We start from the raw sequence: 17,324 nt of genomic DNA on the forward strand, positions 1-17,324 counted from the left end.
TCCTTGATCATTAAAGTCGGCTTATCCTTTTGTATAAAACATAAAGATAAGAATATGACAAACGAAATATTAAAGATTTATAAAAACATTGCGGCTTAATCTGAATCTTTTTTGGATCCCTCGCGGGTAAAATCCACAAACCGATAGCCTACCCCTCGTTCTGTAAGAATATACTTTGGGTTTGCCGGATCTTTTTCTAATTTTTGACGAAGGTAATTGATATAAAGTCGTACATAGTGGGGTTCATCTCGATATTCATAACCCCAAACCTTTGAAAGCAATTGATCATAGGTCATCACCCAGCCAGCATTTTGCACCAGGTGATAAAGCAGACGGTATTCGGTTGGTCGCAGCTTAACCAGCTTGCCATCCACCCAGACTTCACGCCTGCCAAAATCAATTTTCAACCGATCATCAATCTCATAAACTTCTTTCGAACTAAAACCACTGGCTTCAGTTCGACGCAAGACGGCCCGCACACGGCTAACCAATTCTCTTGGGCTGAATGGTTTGGTTACATAATCATCCGCCCCTAATTCAAGCCCCCGCACGCGGTCATCCTCTTCTCCCTTAGCGGTCAACATGATCACCGGAACATTACTGATTTCACGAATCATTTTTAACACTTCAAACCCATCCAAATCCGGCATCATCACATCCAGAATGACAACGTCCGGCATCGCATCTCGCAGTTGATGGATGGCTTCCAAACCCCGATGCGCTTCTACCACCCTGAAACCATCGTGTTCCAGGTTTAAGCGGATGAAGCGCGCCATGCGTTCCTCATCATCCACTACGAGAATTACGCGATTCTTAAAATCCTCATCTTGAGACATGGGTTTATTCCCTTACGAAGGTAATGATTTCCTCTTCCTCGCTGGTTGGTAAAACCTCGATGAAGGTTACGCGACTCATAGGCCACATGACCATGGTTACATTTGGTTCAAGGTAATGTAAATCTTTCCCGTCCCTCTTTCTAGGATTTTTGAGGATTACCAAATTGTCAGCCGGTGACGGCAAAGTATCCACCTCACCAACAACAGGATCTTCATTTACGATGTGGAGAATTAAGGTTGGCATTGCACCATTCCATTTATTTATGAATGATCAACTGAAATTTTAGCTTTCCCAATGCAATTACATCCCCATGCTTCACAGGGTAATCCACATGTGGGACAATTTTTTGCCCATTTACCCGTGTCCCGTTCGCCGACCCCAAATCCATGATCGAAACGCGCTGCGATCCGATTTTGATTGCAGCATGCAGCCGGGATACTCCCTGAGTATAAGCTTCAAATTCAGACAAATCAACATCCGGTAAAATAGGCTGCCCTTCAGCAATTCGTCCGAGCGAAAACTCGGAGCGGCCAGTGAGGTGGATTGTTCTCCCCGAATCGATCATGTGCAATGAAACGACCGGCTCAGCACCTTCAACAACCGCCGTTTCAATTTTCACCTCCGGAATAGGGACGCTGGAAAAAACAGCGCTTCCGTTGAGCATATCAGAATTGACTTTTTCTAAATTCTGAGTAGTTAACGTATCAACCGAGGTCAATTGTGCGCCGCATTCGCTACAAAACAAAGCACCCGGTAATTCCTGATGCTGACAATTAGGGCAACGAATCATGGCTCCCTCCTCGCCGGACTGGGCAACAAAAACAACGCGCGTGTACCATACTTAATTTTCTTATCCCCTTCTTTGCTGAAAGAATGAGTTCTCTGGATGTGATCGGCCTCAACCAGAACGGTTTTTGCCAGTTCACGATCACCCTGGGCAAGTAAATGAGTTGCTAAATGCTGCAGATGCCGCGTTGCTTTCCCAATATCTCCTGATTGCACTTCCAACCGGGCTTTTTCTTGCAAACGATACAGCGTAATTTTTGACATTGCCTGAAGGATTGACGTGGGTGGCTTTTCCGTCTGCCAGTTTTCTCTGGTTTGACGGAAAAGATGCACCCCATAGCGCCCAAATGGATTGGCCAGGGATGGAACTTGCATTTGAATAAAACCTTTCAAGAGTTCAACTTCGGTTCGATTGTTGGCGAGCGGGGGTAGTTTGAATTCTAATATAATACTGGTTTTTTTTCCATATTCAATTGTGCCCAAAGGTATGGGCGATTCGTTGCCCAGCGGGGTGATGTCGGGATGAATACGAAAAACATACCGCAGTTCTATCCCTTCTTCCAAATTGAAGAACCACTCAATTTTTCTTGCATAACTGACCGAAATGGATTGCATTTTACTTTCGATAAATTGGGTAAGGTCTTCATTGCGGTTGACGTATACCGCATTACCTCCGCTTAATGCCGCTATTCGATCCAAAAAAATATCATTCCACTCATCCCCTATCCCCAGGGCATTAATCGGCACCCCTTCCTCGCGTGCCTGGGCAGCCAGATCGATACAGTTTTGTTCATCCCCATAGGTATGGCCATCTGTAATCAAGATCAACTGCTTGATCATTCCTTCCCGGCTAAATCGTTGAATCAAGTCATAACCGGTAGAAAGTCCTTGAAAAATTTCGGTTGCTCCACCGACCTGTAATTTACCCAGCACACTCTCTACAGATGCTGGATCTTCAAGTTCCTTCGGAGGTAAAATCACCTCTGCCCGATCGCTGAAAGCTACAATGGATAGCCGATCTTTGGGTCTTAATTTTCGGGTTAAAAGGACGATATTCTGCCGCACCATCTCAATTCGCTCACCGCGCATGGAGTTGGACCGATCAACAATTAAACACACATGGATGGGTGGCAGATCTTTGGGGTCTGGTTGTTTGGGTGTATCCAATTCCAGTAAAACATAAAAGAGTTGAGGTTCATCTAACAGCGGAATTTGCGACCGCCCGTAGGTTATGGAAATATTAACCTCGGGTAGTTCTTTAAACTCCGCCGGTAGTTGTTCGTCATAAGCCAAACGTTTTTTGGGATTGGAGAGTACTTCGTAGGCTTCTTGAATTTGTAAAAATTTTTGCTTGGCAAATGGATCGGGGTTCACATCCGGATGAAAACGCCGGGCAGCCTCGAAATATGCCGTTCGGATATCTTCCGCACTGGCATTAAAAGGAATTTCAAGGATCTGATAAAAACTCGTCTTCATCCCAAAACTCTTAGAAATACTGCACTAACACAACACTGATGTTGTCCGGTCCTCCACCAAGGTTTGCTGCATCTACAAGATTTTTACAAGCCACAGAGGGGTTTCTCGCACTGGCGATAATTTGGAAAATTTCAGCCTCTGGTACTACTCCCCACAAACCATCACTGCAAATCATTAAATATCCCGGGTGAGGCATGGGCAAAGATTGGATATCGGGGCGAAATGGCTCTGCCTGCCCAAGCGCTCGATAGAGCACATTTCGATTGGGATGGACGGAGGCTTCCTGTTCGGTAATTTGCCCCAGTTCTACCAGACGCCGTACAAGAGAATGATCTTGAGTGATCAATTGCATTCGTCCATCAGGAAAAATGAAATATGCCCGGCTGTCCCCCACATGAGTTATCGTTACCTGTTCCCCAATCACCAGTGCTGCCGTAAGCGTTGTCCCTCCGCCAGGCGCGCGGCGGGTAACCGCTTGTTGCGCCCTTGTAACTGCAATTTCCATGATTTCCTGGAGGCTTTCACCGCTTGATTCCCCATCAATCCCAATGAAGGGAAGATAAATTTTGCTTAATATGGTTTCAACAACAGCTTTTGCAGCAACACTGCTCGCCACCTCGCCATACTCATAACCTCCCATTCCATCCGCAACGAGGAACAAACCAAAGGGAATCTCATTATTTCCATCTGCCAGCGTTGCCGAAAGCGAAAATAAGGCGTCCTCGTTATGTTCTCGCTGTCTGCCAACAGACTGACCACAACCTACCAGAAAATGCGGCGGAGACATGGAAACGGTAGGTATTGAAACAACCTGTAACTGTTCCTCAGTCAAAGGAGCGGTTTGAATATTTTCCGCTAAAGGGCGGGTCTGAATATTTTGATTTTTTTCTCGAACAAAGAGGTTCTTTATAAATTTCAGCACAATTCCTCCAAAAAATTCTCGCCATTTAGACCAAAATAGCGTAGAAAATATGGTCTGCAGATCCAAAATAGACGGTATCGTTGAAGATCAAGGGCGTACTGGTAATCGGACCCTCGGTCGCAAACTTCCACCTTAATCGCCCAGTTTTCAGTTCCAAACAGTACAGGTTTCCATCCGCGGAACCGCAAAAAACCATGTCCTTATGTACCATCGGTGAACCACTGACCTGATGATTGGTCTGGTACTTCCAGATTTCGCGGGAATTATTGGCGTCAATACAATAAATATTTCCATCCGCTGACCCAAATAATAAGTAATGGTCAACCCGGTATGGCGAAGAAACCGAACCTTTCATCATTCGATACCGCCAGATTACCCAACCACTTTTCGCATCCAGAGCATAAACCGAGCCATCTAGCGAGGTGAAATACACAATTCCCTGTGTAACAAGAGGAGAAGAGGTGATTGCTCTTTTGGCGCGAAACCGCCATTTTAGCTGACCGCGAAAATCCACACACAGGAAATCACCACCCTCATTACCAAAATAAATCAAATCATTCGCAACGGCTGGGGAGGAACGAATTGCCATACCGGCATCCACTTTCATCACCCGCCGCATGGACACAATGTTCACACCATAAAAGAAACCATCATCACATCCAAAAAAGACATGCCCTTCAACGATTCTTGGAGAGCTGCGAATTGGACTCTCCAGCGGTAAGGTCCATGCCATTTTGCCCGTCTTTGGGAGAATGGCATATAAATTTCCGTCTTCCGAACCCACAAAAATCAAATCGTTCGTAATCGCTGGCCGGGTAACAATTCCCCCATTGGTGGGAAATTTCCACTTGAATTCACCACTGGCTGCGTCCAGGGCATATAAATTGTGATCATAAGAACCCACGTAAATGATACCGTTATCGTAGGAAGCCGAACCTCGAATTTCATCCTCGCAACGAAAGATCCATATCGGTTTGACAACCTGTTCAGAAACCACCGCCGGCAAGCTGATTCTGGACAATGCGCCAGTTTTCTTAGCAGCATTTAAAAGCGCTTCTTTCATCGCTGCCGCCGATTGAAAACGTTCTTGCGGGGAATACTTTAAGGCAGTCTGGATGACGGTTTCCAACTCAATACTTACCGCCGGATTGATTTGACGGATTGGCCGTTCGGCAAATGAAAATGGCGGTTCCATGCGCGGATCTCGCTTTGTCAGCAGGTGATGCAGGGTTGCCCCAAGTGCATAGATATCCGCCAGTGGTGAAGCTTCACCTCGATACTGTTCAGGTGGAGAGTACCCCTCCGTTCCGATCATGGTTCCTTTTTGACCTTCACGAAACATTTTTGCAATCCCAAAATCAACCAGCACAACATGACCTTGCTGATTGATCATGACATTCGAAGGTTTCATATCGCGGAAAATGATCGGTTCGGGTTTGTGATTATGTAAATATTCCAGCACGTCGCAAATTTCAATAGCCCAGGCAATTACCTTATCTTCGGCAATCGGCCCTTCACTTTCATTGAGTATCGCCTCTAAATCCTTGCCATTGATATATTCCAACACCAGATATGAACGTTCTTCGTGAGAAAAGTAATCGAAAATCTTCGGAATCGAGGGATGGTTTAGCGTGACGAGAATATTGGCTTCCCGTTCAAAATTTTGCACAACCGTTTGGCGCACCAGCGGATCCCGCGCCTGATTGATCATCTCTTTGACTGCTACCAGTTTGATCACATTAGGAAAATGCAGATCGCGCGCCCGATAGACAGAGCCCATACCCCCAACACCAATTACGTCCTGAATCAAATACCGATCAACCAGAACGAAACCTGTCTGCAATTGTTTGACAGGTCCTTGTCCGCCACTAAAACTTTGAGTGATACGATGAGTATCCAGTTTGACCTCCCGGGACCTAAATCACCTTTCCCCCGAAAACCTGAATTTTTCAGTAATAATGAACAAGTATAACCCTGATGATTTTCGTATTTTGTTGGGATTTTTGACAGCCTTACGTATTGTTAAAATTATATCTACAAAACTTCTTTTTGCAACAAAAATAGCCCTTGCATTCACCAAACAAATTTAAAATTGCCTGTCAAGCAAACTGGACTTCCCCTAAACTTTTGGTTAGAATTTAATCAACGATGCGATCAATCAGTGGAAATAAACGGCTTTTTCTCAAGGATTTCACCTTGAGGGAAAGTCGTATTTATTATCAAAAGGCAAGAATCCAATCAGGAGAGGGAAATGTTTGCTAACATTGATCAGGCTCAGGCTTTCGTCAAACAACACGGCATCCGCATGGTTGATTTAAAATTCATTGACTTATGGGGGCGCTGGCATCATGTAACCATTTCGGTTTCCGAATTTAACCCTTCGCTCATGGAAAACGGCGTGGGGTTTGATGGTTCAAGTGTCGGATTCAAGTCCGTTCGGGCCGGCGATATGGTACTCATTCCAGATCTTTCTACAGGTTTTATGGATCCATTCTGGGAAACCCCCACCCTCAGTTTTATTTGCAACACCATGGAAGCAGACACCAAAGAACTTTTCGCTTTTGATCCCCGCGAGATTGCCCGACGGGCTGAAAAGTATCTAATCGAATCAGGAATTGCAGATAAATCCATTTGGGGACCGGAATTTGAATTTTATATTTTCAACAAAGTAACCTTTGAAAACGGTGTTAATGTATCTGCATATCGTGTCGATTCGATCGAATCCAACTGGAACAGCGCTCAGGGTGGTCATGGCCATTTCATTCCCCTGCACGGTGGTTATCACGCCATCCCGCCGCGCGATCAACTGTATAATCTTCGTTCTGAAATTGTCACAACTCTCGAAGAAATTGGGTTAAAGATCAAGTATCATCATCACGAAGTGGGTGGACCCGGCCAATGCGAAATCGAAACTCCTTTATTAGATATAATGTCAGCCGGCGATGCCTCAATGCTGATAAAGTATGTTACCAAAATGGTGGCACTGAAACAGGGGCAGACCGCCACTTTCTTGCCAAAACCACTTTTTGGCGAAGCGGGAAACGGAATGCACTTTCACCAACTCCTTCGAAAAGGGGAAACCAATGTCTTTTATGACCCTGCCGGCCCTCACCTTCTCAGCAATACCGCCCTATATTACATTGGCGGATTACTTACCCACGCCCCTGCCATTTTAGGCATCACAAATCCCAGCACCAACTCCTATCGCAGGTTAGTCCCCGGTTTTGAAGCACCTGTAAACTGCTTCTTTTCCAGTGGCAATCGCAGCGCAGCCATCAGGGTGCCAAAATACGCAACTGAGCCAGACAAAGTCCGTTTTGAATTCCGACCACCAGATGCAACCTGCAATCCCTATTTAGCAATGGCAGCCATGTTGATGGCAGGAATTGACGGGATCAAGAAACAGATAGACCCATCAGCAGCCGGTTTTGGACCTATCGACGAGGATATTTTTTCCTGGCCTTCGGAAAAACGCGCGTCAATTCTCAGCTTACCGACCTCCCTTGATATGGCATTAACTGCCCTCGAAGAGGACCACCAGTTTCTTCTTGAAGGCAGCGTCTTCAGCGAGGAAATGCTTAAAGAATGGATTCGAGGCAAACGATGCGAGGAATCTCAAATTCGGATCAGACCCCATCCTTACGAAATCGAATTGTACTTCGACCTATGATGATTAATTTGACGGGCGGCAAATTGCGCAGGGGCACAATTTTCGTAGATATTGCCAGTTAAATATCCCAAAATGATGGCCATCTTCCCATTCAATGGTGATAGCATAACTGCCTACAGCTTCCAACTTTTTCATTCGTGTGGCCGCAGATTCGGGAAGATCAATCTCAAAGACTTCTTCATCCGGTTCTGAACGCATGTTTTCATGGCCGCCACGGCAGGATGCACATGGACAGGCAGCCCTTAACAGCCCAAACGGATATCGAGAAAGATGTCCATCTTCCCATTCAATGGTCAAGACACGAGTTGTGCGATTTGCAGAAATCTTTTTTGGAGAATATTCCATTTTATTTTACGCCCTCAAGGTTGAGATTCGGTACCTAAATCAATTACTCTGAGAAAACGAGAGGCTGCCCAGCCGCTGCGTTTCTCATCATAAGGCGCGGTGAGATACCACCACGTAAAACCATCCGCTTCTTTGGGTCCATCCACTACTTTGAACACCTCCGATTCATACCCAAGAAACAAAATATCCGTATTGGTGCCTGGCTCCCGCCGAAGGCGCAATCCATCTCCACCCGTACCGAATATTTGCACAAACAAACCAACCCGGATGCCGTCTATTGTAATAGAAAGCGCCGGTTGGGTCGCGGTTGGGGTAGCAAAAAGGGACATTTGCCCACCGATGGTTGAGGTTGGGGCTGGCACTATGGTCAGTACAGCTGTCGCTTCCTGTGTCAATTCAACCTGTGTGGGTCTTAATAACAGTGTTCCAGCAATTATGGCAGCACCAATTAACAGGGCTATCAAAGCCGACAAAATAATCGTCCCACAGCCAGATGCCGGCAAATTCCTCATCGGTCATCCTCCCGTTGGCAGCAGGAAAAAACCAATTCCGAGAATTAGATACACCCCCAGTAATGTGGCTCCTTCCAGCCAATTCGATTCTCCGTCAAAGGCCACCATCGCCGCTATCACAACTCCTCCTCCCAGGGCGAGCAATTCAAAGCGGTTGAAAATTAAAGTCAGGGGATTGCCGATTAATAAACTGACAAATACCAGCAAAGGAGCAACAAACAGGGCAATCTGCAAACTGGACGAAACAGCAATTTCTATGGAAAGGTCCATATTGTTCCTGACCGCCACCGTTACGGACACCAAATGCTCTGCAATATTACCAATTAAGGGGATTAAAATCACACCCAAAAAGAATTCCGATACACCAAGGGAAACCACCACTTCTTCAACTGAACCGACCAAAAATTCACTCATGATAACCACTCCCAGGGTGGATAGCGTCAGTACCGCTATGGCTTGTGATGGTTTCCGGTGCCGGCTTACTTCAGTTTCTACTGCAACCGAAGCTACCGCAATCGGACTCCTGGTCATTTTGAGGGTATAAATTAGGCCAGCAATATACAGGGCAATCATAACCGCTGCCACCCCCAGACTCAACGATTCGACCCCCCAACTCCCCTCAGCACCAATGGAGTGGCTGAAAAAAGAAGGAATTATTAAAGCTACAATAACCACAACCAGCATTACAGCATGGTTTGCGGCTTGTTGCCGATCGAACTTTTGAATTCCATTTTTTAGTCCTCCCAGAAGCATGGAAAGACCCATGACCAGCAATAAGTTCCCTATAATCGAACCCGTGATGGAAGCTTTCACCAATTCCAACAACCCCTGGCGGATTGCCATAATGGTAATGATTAATTCCGCCGCATTCCCCAGGGTGGCATTCAGCAATCCACCGATTTTTGGTCCAGTGTAAGCAGCCAGCGCCTCGGTCGATTCCCCAATCAAGGCCGCCAAAGGTACAACAGCCAATGCCGAAAAACCAAAAATCCAGATGGGTTGCCAATGTAAAAGCTCTGAAAGAATACTAACCGGTATTGCAAATAACAACATATGAACGGGATGTTTTTGGATATAGGAGATCAACGATTTCATAATGATTTTCCTCAACAAGATTATGTAGATTATAACTCCGATACCTGACAAGAAATTTGACATCAGAGGGTGTGATATAATTCAACCAGTAAAATTCGGACATGGAAGATTCAAAAACCGTTGTACCCATTTTAGGCAACCGGTATCAACTGCTCCAAACCATTGGAACTGGGGGTATGGCAGTTGTATATTTAGGTCGCGATACCATGCTGGAACGACCGGTGGCTATCAAAATCCTCCGGGAAGATTATTCCAAAAACGAAGCCTTCCGGGAAAGATTCCGATTAGAAGCAAAAGCGGCTGCTAATCTCTCCCATCCAAACATTGTCACCGTCCATGACTTTGGTTTTGATTCCGACCGTCTTTACCTCGTCATGGAATATTTACCAGGAACAGATCTGAAAACCATCTTGCGGGAGAGAACCCGTTTGCCTATCCAGGAAGCGGTGAATATTATTGTTCAGGCTGCAGCAGGGATTGGCTATGCGCACCGAGCCGGATTGATCCATTGCGATGTCAAACCTCACAATATCCTGGTGACCCCCGATCAACGCATCAAAGTTACCGATTTCGGTATTGCCCGCGCAATGGCCAGCATTCACCCTGAAGAGAGGTCGGACGTTGTGTGGGGCTCTCCCCTTTACTTTTCACCTGAACAGGCTGCCGGCGAACCTCCCTCACCCGCCTCTGATGTTTACTCCTTGGGCATCGTCCTGTACGAAATGGTCACAGGCAGACTTCCCTTTCAAAGCAACGACCCGGTTGAATTGGCGCGGATGCACCGGGAAGTTTTACCCCCTCATCCCCGCCGTTTTAACCCTGAAATCCCCCCCACCCTTGAACAAATCATCCTCAAAGTGCTTTCAAAGGAACCGGCTGCCCGTTATCGAACCGCAGATCAATTTGCAAGGGTTTTATCCACCTTCTTAGAAACTCAACAGGCTCACCCTCTTGTACGCCCAAACTCCTCCGAGGCAGATACTCAACCCCAACTGATCCCGCTGCAAACCCCTCCAGCTGCTCAACCATCTATGGCAACTCAGGAAAGTGATGATGCTGCCCTGAACATTGATTGGCTGACCATTTTTTTGGCTCTGCTGGCAATTTTAGCTGTGGGTGGTTTGATACCCTTTTGGTTATATGTCTGGTTTTCCTTTAATCCTCCCATCTGAAAGGGTTCATCAGGTTGTATTACCTATCGGCGTCAATTCTTTCTGCAGATTTTTCAAACCTCTCGGATCAAATCCGTCAGGCAGAAGATGCCGGTGTGGACTGGATTCACATTGATGTGATGGATGGACATTTTGTACCCAATATTACCATGGGGCCGTTTATTGTCGAAACCTGCCGAAGAATCACCTCTTTGCCACTGGATGTTCACTTAATGATTGAAAAGCCAGAGAATCACATCCAATCCTTTGTGAATGCAGGTGCAAACTGGGTAAGCATTCACATTGAAGGTAACCCCAATGTCCACCGCACTCTTCAACTGATTCGTTCATTAGGGGCAAAAGCAGGCATCGTTCTGAATCCGGGAACCCCTTCACAAGCAATAGAAGCTGTTCTTCCCTTCATAGACTTAGTCCTGGTCATGACGGTCAATCCCGGTTTCTCAGGTCAAACCTTCATTTCGCAGGTATTGTCCAAAATTACTTCAATTCGAAAATTAATAGATGAATCCAACCCCAAGGCTATAGTTCAGGTAGATGGTGGGATTAACCCTGAAAACATCGCGGCTGTAGCCGAGGCTGGGGCGGATTGTTTTGTGGCAGCTACAGCCATATTCAAGCACCCACAGGGGATCGCGGAGGGTGCCAAATCTCTTCGTTTGGCACTGCAAAAAAAAATGCGGCTTTCGCCGCAAATTCAAGAACGCGGCTAACGCCGCACATCTCGAAAGGATTGAACTACTTGGTCTTAACCAATGTCCGAATGCACTTTGCACACAAAACACGGCGCACTTTACGCCCACTTTCCATCACCGTCACCCGCTGCAGGTTGGGTTTGTAGGAGCGGTTTGTAGCGCGCATGGAGAAACTTCGGTTATGACCAAAAGTCGTTGTTTTACCGCACCGTTCGCATTTAGCCATGATCTTCAAATCCTTTCCAGCAACAAAACTATCTTCCAGCCGCACATTGACCGGACGCAAGGGTACATTTTACCACACAGCGCATCTTTTTTCAACTTAAATTGTTTTATAAAAGAGGGATTGCGACTATGAGCGAACCAAATCCACTGGGCAATATTTTTATCTCACACCGGGCAATTGCATCCATCGCCCATATGGCAGCCATTGAGTCTTACGGAGTTGTAGGTCTTGCCGGAAAAAATCTGGCGGAAGACCTTGCCAATAAAATTGTCAAAGATCCTTCCAAAGGAGTCGAGGTTGAGCTCAAAGAGGATGGCATCATTATTGACCTCTACATCATTGTCGAATACGGAACTCGGATTAAAATGGTAACTTCAAGTGTCGCTGAAAACGTCCGTTATCAAATCGAAAAATGGCTTGAGTTACCGGTGAAGGAAGTCAATGTTCACGTGCGCGGATTACGCATCAGCGACACGGATTAGAAATCTACTGAATTGGTTTGGAGCACTATGAGTGATGATGTGAATCGAACAACCCTGCCTCAGGCTAGGGAAATTGCACAGGCAGGGAAACTTGATGGAATTGCTTTGAAAAAATTAGTGGAAGCCGGCACACTTTGGTTGAAGACAAACCAGCAGCTGGTCAATTCTTTGAATGTTTTTCCTGTCCCCGATGGCGATACCGGTACCAACATGTTGTTGACCATGCAGGCCGCGTACAATGAAATCCTGCATTCCGAAGAAAAAAATGTTGGAAAAGTTGCCCACGCCATTGCACAGGGCGCTCTGATGGGGGCCAGAGGCAATTCAGGCGTGATCTTATCTCAGCTTTGGAGAGGATTTGCGCGTGCTTTGGATAATTTTGAAGAAGTAGATGGCGAAATTCTTATCAAAGCGCTGGTAGAAGCCAGGAACACTGCCTATAAAGGAGTCGTCCGACCCGTTGAAGGCACTATTTTAACGGTTGCCAAAGATATTGCCACCGCGATTGAAGCATTTAAAGATAAACCTCTGACTTTGGAATGGCTGGAAAAAATTGTATTTGAAGCAGATTTATCCGTACAAAAAACCCCTGAACTGCTGCCCATTCTCAAACAAGCCGGTGTGGTAGATTCCGGTGGTAAAGGCTTATTCATAATATTGGAAGGAATGCTGCGCTACCTAAAAGGACAATCTCTGGAAACGCCCACTACCAGCGTACAACCGCTATCTGCAATGAACTTAGAGGAAACCATGGAAGAAATTGAGCCGGGTCAGGATTTTGAGGTTGTGGTAGATTTTCGACCTCATCAACCGCTGGATTTGGACCGTTTTTATGAGCATCTTTCTCAAATGGGAACCTCCATTCAAGTTGGTGAAGGTGACGGCATGTATCGTATGCACATTCATGTCCCCACCGAAAAACGCTATGAACCAATTGAGTACACCATGAGCCTGGGTACAATCACCAAAGTGGCCATCGAGAATCTTCTGGCTCAAATGGAAGAGAAAAAGAATTCCTCTCCACCAATTGAATTTCCACCATGTGAACCCGGAAAAATTGCGGTTGTAGCGGTGTCTCCCGGTCTAGGGCTTTCTCGAATTTTCGCGAGTCTGGGAGTAAATGCCATCGTTGAAGGTGGTCAGACCATGAATCCCAGCACCGAAGAAATCTTAAAGTCTTTTGAAAACCTGCCAACTGATCAAATTATTATTTTGCCCAATAACAAAAACATTATTCTGGCAGCTCAGAATGCCGCTTCCCTTTCAGTTAAAAAGGTAAAAGTCATTCCCACCAAGACCATTCCTCAAGGGCTCAATGTGATGCTGCGTTATGATCCTGATGGAGACCTGGATGAAATTGCTGCAGAGATGGAACAGTCCATTCTGGAAGTGGAGACCGGTGAAATCACTACAGCAACCCGCTCGGTTGAAATTAATGGAGTAAAGGTGAAAGAAGGACAGGTCATTGCCCTTTTGAATGGACAATTGGTTGCGTCAGCCAGCGATCTGGAAGAAGCCTGCTTTGAACTGCTCAATGCCGCAAAAACCGAAGAAAGAGAACGAATTACCCTGTTTTATGGTCAGAACATTACCCTGGATGAAGTAAATCAACTTGCAGAGAAAATACAGCAGAAATACCCCGACCACGAAATGGAGATTCACGAAGGCGGGCAGCCCCACTATCAATTAATCATTTCGATTGAATAAACGATATGCGCAAGATTGGCGTCCTGGTTGACAATACTGCTCAATTTCCTCGCCATTCATTTCCGGGACAGAATTTAATCCGAGTTGCAACCCATGATGTAGCCTTTCGTGGGGCAATCTATCCGGCGGGAGATGGATTGAAGGTTTCCGAATTGCCGTCGTTTGCAAGAGAACAAGATGCACCTAAACTGCTTTCACCTTCTCCAGAAAAATTCAACCAGATTTTAACCGGAATGGGCACCGAATTTGACGAAGTGCTGGTATTGGTACATTCCTCTCACCTGAGCAGCACATTTTACAATGCCAGTCTGGCAGCCTCAAGCCTGCAAGGCAGGCTGCAGGTTAATGTAATAGATACCAACACCTTTTCGGCTGGGTTGGGAATGCTGGCGCAACTGGCTGCTCAGGTTATTCAGCAGGGGGCTGATCTCGCCGAGGTTGAGCACATCGTCAGACAACAAGCTGCTCATACCTACACAATCGTTTGCTGCCCGGGGCTTTCCTATCTGTCTCAAAACGGGATTGTTGATCCGGCTCAGGCCGTTGTTGGAGAATTCCTTTCAATGATGCCGGTATTTTCCTTTGAAGACGAACGCCTGACGCCCATTGAAAAAATGCGCAATAACCGAAATATCACGGAGTTTTTCATCGAATTTGTTGAAGAGTTTGATGATTTACAACACATTGCGGTCGTCCAAAGTGTCCCTCCTTTACTGCACGAAACCCGTAGCATGCGCCAGATATTCCTGGAAAATTATCCAACGACCAGTTACAGTGAACATAATCTCAATTTGACCACGGCCATTCTTTTCAGTCCCAAAATGGTTGGGCTGATTGTTGCAGAAACGGTATCCGAAGACGGATAGCATAACTTTTTTTCAAACACCCGATCCATAGCCTGCTTTCCAGAATAGGGTAAAATAATCTCATGTCATCTGCACTGGAAAAAATTAGAAAATTCCTCAAACTGGAAATTGAGCGCGGTTACGACAATCGAGCTGTTGTTGGCGGACTGGATAAAATTATCCCCGCATGGGAACAGGAAGCCCATCAAGACGGCCTGCCCTCTACGGTAGTCCGCCAAATTTGCGATAAATTATCCCAATACCCTTCACTTTCTACTGACCTGCGAGAAAAAATTATTCAAGAAATCCTTGAAATTGCAGTAAATTCATCGAATTTTGCGCCGGAACCCGCGTTTTCTCCCCCACCAGGTGAAGAAATTGATTACCCACTTCTAAATAATGCAAAAAAAACCACCTTTTCGGTTAACCCGGCAAATCCTGCCCCACATGAGTCAAAAAACAAACCAACTGGTTTGGAGGCGAGTCTAAAAGTTTTACCTGGAATCGGGCCAAAAAACGCCCAAAATCTCGAAAAATTGGGGCTTCACAAGCTGGAAGACTTATTGTATTTCTTCCCGCGCCGGTATGATGACTTTTCAAAAATGAAGCCAATCAACCAGGTGCGCTTCGGTGAGGAACTCTCCGTAGCCGGTACAGTGCAAAAATCCCAGCTTCGGGAAATCAAAGGCAACCGAACACTGTTTGAAGCTGTGATTTCAGATGGTACCGGTTCATTGCGTGTTTCGTGGTTCAATCAGCCATGGCTTGAGAAAAACCTTCGTCCCGGTGTTCAGGTTGTCCTCTCCGGTAAAGTAGACATGTATCTTGGAAGATTATGCATGAATAATCCCGAATGGGAATTGCTGGATCAGGAACACCTGCACACCAATCGTATTGTGCCGGTTTATCCATTGACCGCTGGTGTGAGCCAAAAAGTTTTACGCCGTTTGATGTATCAGACAGTCAGCTTTTGGGCAACACGGATTGCAGATTTTCTCCCGGATGAGATTCGGTCGGCTGGCGATCTTCTTCCCCTCCCACAGGCTCTTCGTCAAATCCACTTTCCCGACAGCGATGCAAATCTCAATTTAGCCCGCCAGCGATTGGCTTTTGATGAAATATTCCTCATCCAGTTGGGGGTGTTAAGGCAAAAACAAAATTGGCAGAACCGAACGGCTCACATATTTGAGATTAGCGAAGACTGGCTTACCGCTCAAATTAACCGGCTTCCATTTCCCCTCACCAATGCGCAACAAAGAGCCATCCGCGAAATTCGTGCCGATTTATCCTCCGGCCGCCCCATGAATCGCCTGCTTCAAGGTGATGTTGGCTCGGGTAAAACGGTAGTAGCCGCGTTGGCAATAGCCATGGTGACCGCTTCTGGCATGCAGGCAGCCCTTATGGCGCCAACCAGCATCCTGGCAGAACAACATTACCGCAGTTTTCAAAAATTATTCGTCCGCTCTGATACGGATGACTCAGCCCCTTTTAGCGCCGCAGAGGTACGCTTGCTGGTCGGTGATACACCCGAAAAAGAAAAACAGGAGATTCGCGAAGCGCTGGCCTCTGGTGAAATAAAATTGTTAATAGGTACTCATGCTCTTATCGAAGACCCTATCGAGTTTAAGCACCTTCAACTGGCAGTGATTGATGAACAACACCGTTTTGGAGTTGCTCAACGCTCTGCTTTACGCGCCAAGGGCAATAACCCTCACCTGCTGGTAATGACCGCTACACCAATTCCCCGCTCTCTGGCTTTGACCATTTACGGGGATTTGGATCTTTCTGTGATGGATGAAATGCCAGCCGGACGGCAACCCATTGAAACGCGCATCTTCACCCCCTTAGAACGCGAACGGGCATATTCTTTCATCCGTGCTCAGGTTCGCCAGGGTTATCAGGCTTTTATCATCTATCCCCTGGTTGACCAGGAGCAATCCGAAACCGAAGACGCTCTTGCAGCTGTTCAACAACAACAACGTCTTCAAAAAGAGGTCTTTCCTGACTTGAAAATTGGACTGTTGCATGGCAGAATGCGCCCCGAAGAAAAAGAACTGGTCATGCGCCAATTCCGGGATCGGGAATACCACATTCTGGTATCTACATCAGTTATTGAAGTGGGTGTGGATGTACCGAATGCAACAGTAATGTTAATTGAAGGAGCCAACCGCTTCGGGTTAGCTCAATTGCATCAGTTCCGCGGACGCGTAGGGCGTGGCAATGCCAAATCCTACTGTATCCTCATTCCGGACAATGAGGACGCTGCAGAGAATGAACGTCTCTCTGCAATGGTCGAAACCAATGACGGTTTTGTACTTGCCGAAAGAGATTTACAACAACGCGGCCCCGGAGAATTTTTAGGCACTCGGCAGGCTGGTTTTGCCGATTTAAGAATTGCCAACCTCACCGATGTCCACACCATCGAAAAGGCCCGCAATCTTGCTCAGCAATTGTTTGAAAAAGATCCGCAATTAAGTGACCCTCGTTATCAGCCTCTTCTTGAAAAGTTAAATGCTTTCTGGGGGGAAGGACGAGGAGATATCAGCTAAGGAAAACA

General features: G+C 46.3%; 17 protein-coding genes. 7 read left to right on the forward strand and 10 right to left on the reverse strand.

All coding sequences use genetic code 11. The features are described 5' to 3' along the window. Positions 1-95 precede the first annotated feature (95 nt). The 6 genes from ACWIZX_RS05420 to ACWIZX_RS05445 are packed head-to-tail and all read right to left on the reverse strand — an operon-like array spanning position 96 to position 5,921. Positions 96-836 carry a response regulator transcription factor gene (locus tag ACWIZX_RS05420; protein ID WP_322793626.1) on the reverse strand — a complete coding sequence of 247 codons (741 nt, stop codon included), beginning with the start codon at positions 834-836 and terminating at the stop codon, positions 96-98. A 4-nt stretch (positions 837-840) separates the two neighbouring features. Continuing rightward, on the reverse strand, positions 841-1,080 hold the full coding sequence (locus tag ACWIZX_RS05425) for a hypothetical protein (protein ID WP_322793627.1): 240 nt from the start codon (positions 1,078-1,080) through the stop codon (positions 841-843). A gap of 13 nt (positions 1,081-1,093) precedes the next feature. Then, positions 1,094-1,627: an FHA domain-containing protein gene (locus ACWIZX_RS05430; protein ID WP_322793628.1), complete on the reverse strand. Its 534-nt coding sequence runs from the start codon at positions 1,625-1,627 to the stop codon at positions 1,094-1,096. After that, positions 1,624-3,099, reverse strand: coding sequence for a VWA domain-containing protein (locus ACWIZX_RS05435; RefSeq protein ID WP_448335065.1), 1,476 nt, complete (start codon positions 3,097-3,099; stop codon positions 1,624-1,626). Before ACWIZX_RS05435 ends, ACWIZX_RS05430 begins: the two co-directional genes overlap by 4 nt. A 10-nt stretch (positions 3,100-3,109) precedes the next feature. Further along, complete coding sequence (locus ACWIZX_RS05440) at positions 3,110-4,087, reverse strand: PP2C family protein-serine/threonine phosphatase (RefSeq protein ID WP_322793630.1); 978 nt, start codon at positions 4,085-4,087, stop codon at positions 3,110-3,112. Next, positions 4,047-5,921 (reverse strand): outer membrane protein assembly factor BamB family protein, encoded by a 1,875-nt coding sequence (locus ACWIZX_RS05445; protein WP_448335100.1) that lies wholly within the window; start codon positions 5,919-5,921, stop codon positions 4,047-4,049. The genes ACWIZX_RS05440 and ACWIZX_RS05445 overlap by 41 nt, the downstream gene beginning before the upstream one ends. Positions 5,922-6,272: 351 nt before the next feature. Here ACWIZX_RS05445 and glnA point away from each other — a divergent pair, with 351 nt between their 5' ends. Next, a complete protein-coding gene (gene glnA, locus ACWIZX_RS05450; RefSeq protein ID WP_448335066.1) occupies positions 6,273-7,691 on the forward strand; it encodes a type I glutamate--ammonia ligase in 1,419 nt (472 codons plus the stop codon). Positions 7,692-7,694: 3 nt separating this feature from the next. Here glnA and ACWIZX_RS05455 read toward each other — a convergent pair whose 3' ends face one another. From ACWIZX_RS05455 to cax, 3 genes are read right to left on the reverse strand one after another with little or no spacing between them, the layout of a single operon-like run. Next, the gene (locus ACWIZX_RS05455) at positions 7,695-8,036 is read right to left on the reverse strand and encodes a DUF971 domain-containing protein (RefSeq protein WP_322793632.1); all 342 of its coding nucleotides are present in this window, start codon (positions 8,034-8,036) and stop codon (positions 7,695-7,697) included. 14 nt (positions 8,037-8,050) lie between these two features. Further along, complete coding sequence (locus ACWIZX_RS05460; protein ID WP_322793633.1) at positions 8,051-8,548, reverse strand: SH3 domain-containing protein; 498 nt, start codon at positions 8,546-8,548, stop codon at positions 8,051-8,053. A gap of 3 nt (positions 8,549-8,551) precedes the next feature. Further along, positions 8,552-9,658: a calcium/proton exchanger gene (gene cax, locus ACWIZX_RS05465; RefSeq protein ID WP_448335067.1), complete on the reverse strand. Its 1,107-nt coding sequence runs from the start codon at positions 9,656-9,658 to the stop codon at positions 8,552-8,554. Between the two features lie 86 nt (positions 9,659-9,744). Between cax and ACWIZX_RS05470 the strand changes: the two genes are divergently transcribed. After that, positions 9,745-10,815: a protein kinase domain-containing protein gene (locus ACWIZX_RS05470; protein ID WP_322793635.1), complete on the forward strand. Its 1,071-nt coding sequence runs from the start codon at positions 9,745-9,747 to the stop codon at positions 10,813-10,815. A 14-nt stretch (positions 10,816-10,829) separates the two neighbouring features. Further along, positions 10,830-11,525 (forward strand): ribulose-phosphate 3-epimerase, encoded by a 696-nt coding sequence (rpe, locus tag ACWIZX_RS05475; protein WP_322793636.1) that lies wholly within the window; start codon positions 10,830-10,832, stop codon positions 11,523-11,525. A 25-nt stretch (positions 11,526-11,550) separates the two neighbouring features. Here the strand turns inward: rpe and rpmB are convergent, their stop codons facing one another. After that, positions 11,551-11,733 (reverse strand): 50S ribosomal protein L28, encoded by a 183-nt coding sequence (gene rpmB / locus ACWIZX_RS05480; RefSeq protein ID WP_448335068.1) that lies wholly within the window; start codon positions 11,731-11,733, stop codon positions 11,551-11,553. Positions 11,734-11,861: 128 nt separating this feature from the next. Between rpmB and ACWIZX_RS05485 the strand changes: the two genes are divergently transcribed. The 4 genes from ACWIZX_RS05485 (at position 11,862) to recG (ending at position 17,316) form a co-directional block, all read left to right on the forward strand. Further along, the gene (locus tag ACWIZX_RS05485; protein ID WP_322793638.1) at positions 11,862-12,215 is read left to right on the forward strand and encodes an Asp23/Gls24 family envelope stress response protein; all 354 of its coding nucleotides are present in this window, start codon (positions 11,862-11,864) and stop codon (positions 12,213-12,215) included. 39 nt (positions 12,216-12,254) lie between these two features. Then, a complete protein-coding gene (locus tag ACWIZX_RS05490) occupies positions 12,255-13,922 on the forward strand; it encodes a DAK2 domain-containing protein (RefSeq protein WP_448335069.1) in 1,668 nt (555 codons plus the stop codon). A gap of 5 nt (positions 13,923-13,927) precedes the next feature. Beyond that, positions 13,928-14,788: a DegV family protein gene (locus tag ACWIZX_RS05495; RefSeq protein WP_322793640.1), complete on the forward strand. Its 861-nt coding sequence runs from the start codon at positions 13,928-13,930 to the stop codon at positions 14,786-14,788. 62 nt (positions 14,789-14,850) lie between these two features. Continuing rightward, positions 14,851-17,316, forward strand: a complete 2,466-nt coding sequence (gene recG, locus ACWIZX_RS05500) for an ATP-dependent DNA helicase RecG (RefSeq protein ID WP_322793641.1) — start codon at positions 14,851-14,853, stop codon at positions 17,314-17,316. Positions 17,317-17,324 lie beyond the last annotated feature (8 nt).

Source organism: Bellilinea sp., assembly GCF_053501535.1.

Excerpts from the sequence above, each read along its gene's own strand:
- ACWIZX_RS05430 (WP_322793628.1), bottom strand. The coding sequence starts at position 1,627 with ATGATTCGTTGCCCTAATTGTCAGCATCAGGAATTACCGGGTGCTTTG.
- ACWIZX_RS05470 (WP_322793635.1), top strand. The coding sequence starts at position 9,745 with ATGGAAGATTCAAAAACCGTTGTACCCATTTTAGGCAACCGGTATCAA.
- ACWIZX_RS05495 (WP_322793640.1), top strand. The coding sequence starts at position 13,928 with ATGCGCAAGATTGGCGTCCTGGTTGACAATACTGCTCAATTTCCTCGC.
- ACWIZX_RS05485 (WP_322793638.1), top strand. The coding sequence starts at position 11,862 with ATGAGCGAACCAAATCCACTGGGCAATATTTTTATCTCACACCGGGCA.
- rpmB (WP_448335068.1), bottom strand. The coding sequence starts at position 11,733 with ATGGCTAAATGCGAACGGTGCGGTAAAACAACGACTTTTGGTCATAAC.
- glnA (WP_448335066.1), top strand. The coding sequence starts at position 6,273 with ATGTTTGCTAACATTGATCAGGCTCAGGCTTTCGTCAAACAACACGGC.
- ACWIZX_RS05455 (WP_322793632.1), bottom strand. The coding sequence starts at position 8,036 with ATGGAATATTCTCCAAAAAAGATTTCTGCAAATCGCACAACTCGTGTC.
- ACWIZX_RS05420 (WP_322793626.1), bottom strand. The coding sequence starts at position 836 with ATGTCTCAAGATGAGGATTTTAAGAATCGCGTAATTCTCGTAGTGGAT.
- ACWIZX_RS05460 (WP_322793633.1), bottom strand. The coding sequence starts at position 8,548 with ATGAGGAATTTGCCGGCATCTGGCTGTGGGACGATTATTTTGTCGGCT.
- ACWIZX_RS05425 (WP_322793627.1), bottom strand. The coding sequence starts at position 1,080 with ATGCCAACCTTAATTCTCCACATCGTAAATGAAGATCCTGTTGTTGGT.
- ACWIZX_RS05435 (WP_448335065.1), bottom strand. The coding sequence starts at position 3,099 with ATGAAGACGAGTTTTTATCAGATCCTTGAAATTCCTTTTAATGCCAGT.
- recG (WP_322793641.1), top strand. The coding sequence starts at position 14,851 with ATGTCATCTGCACTGGAAAAAATTAGAAAATTCCTCAAACTGGAAATT.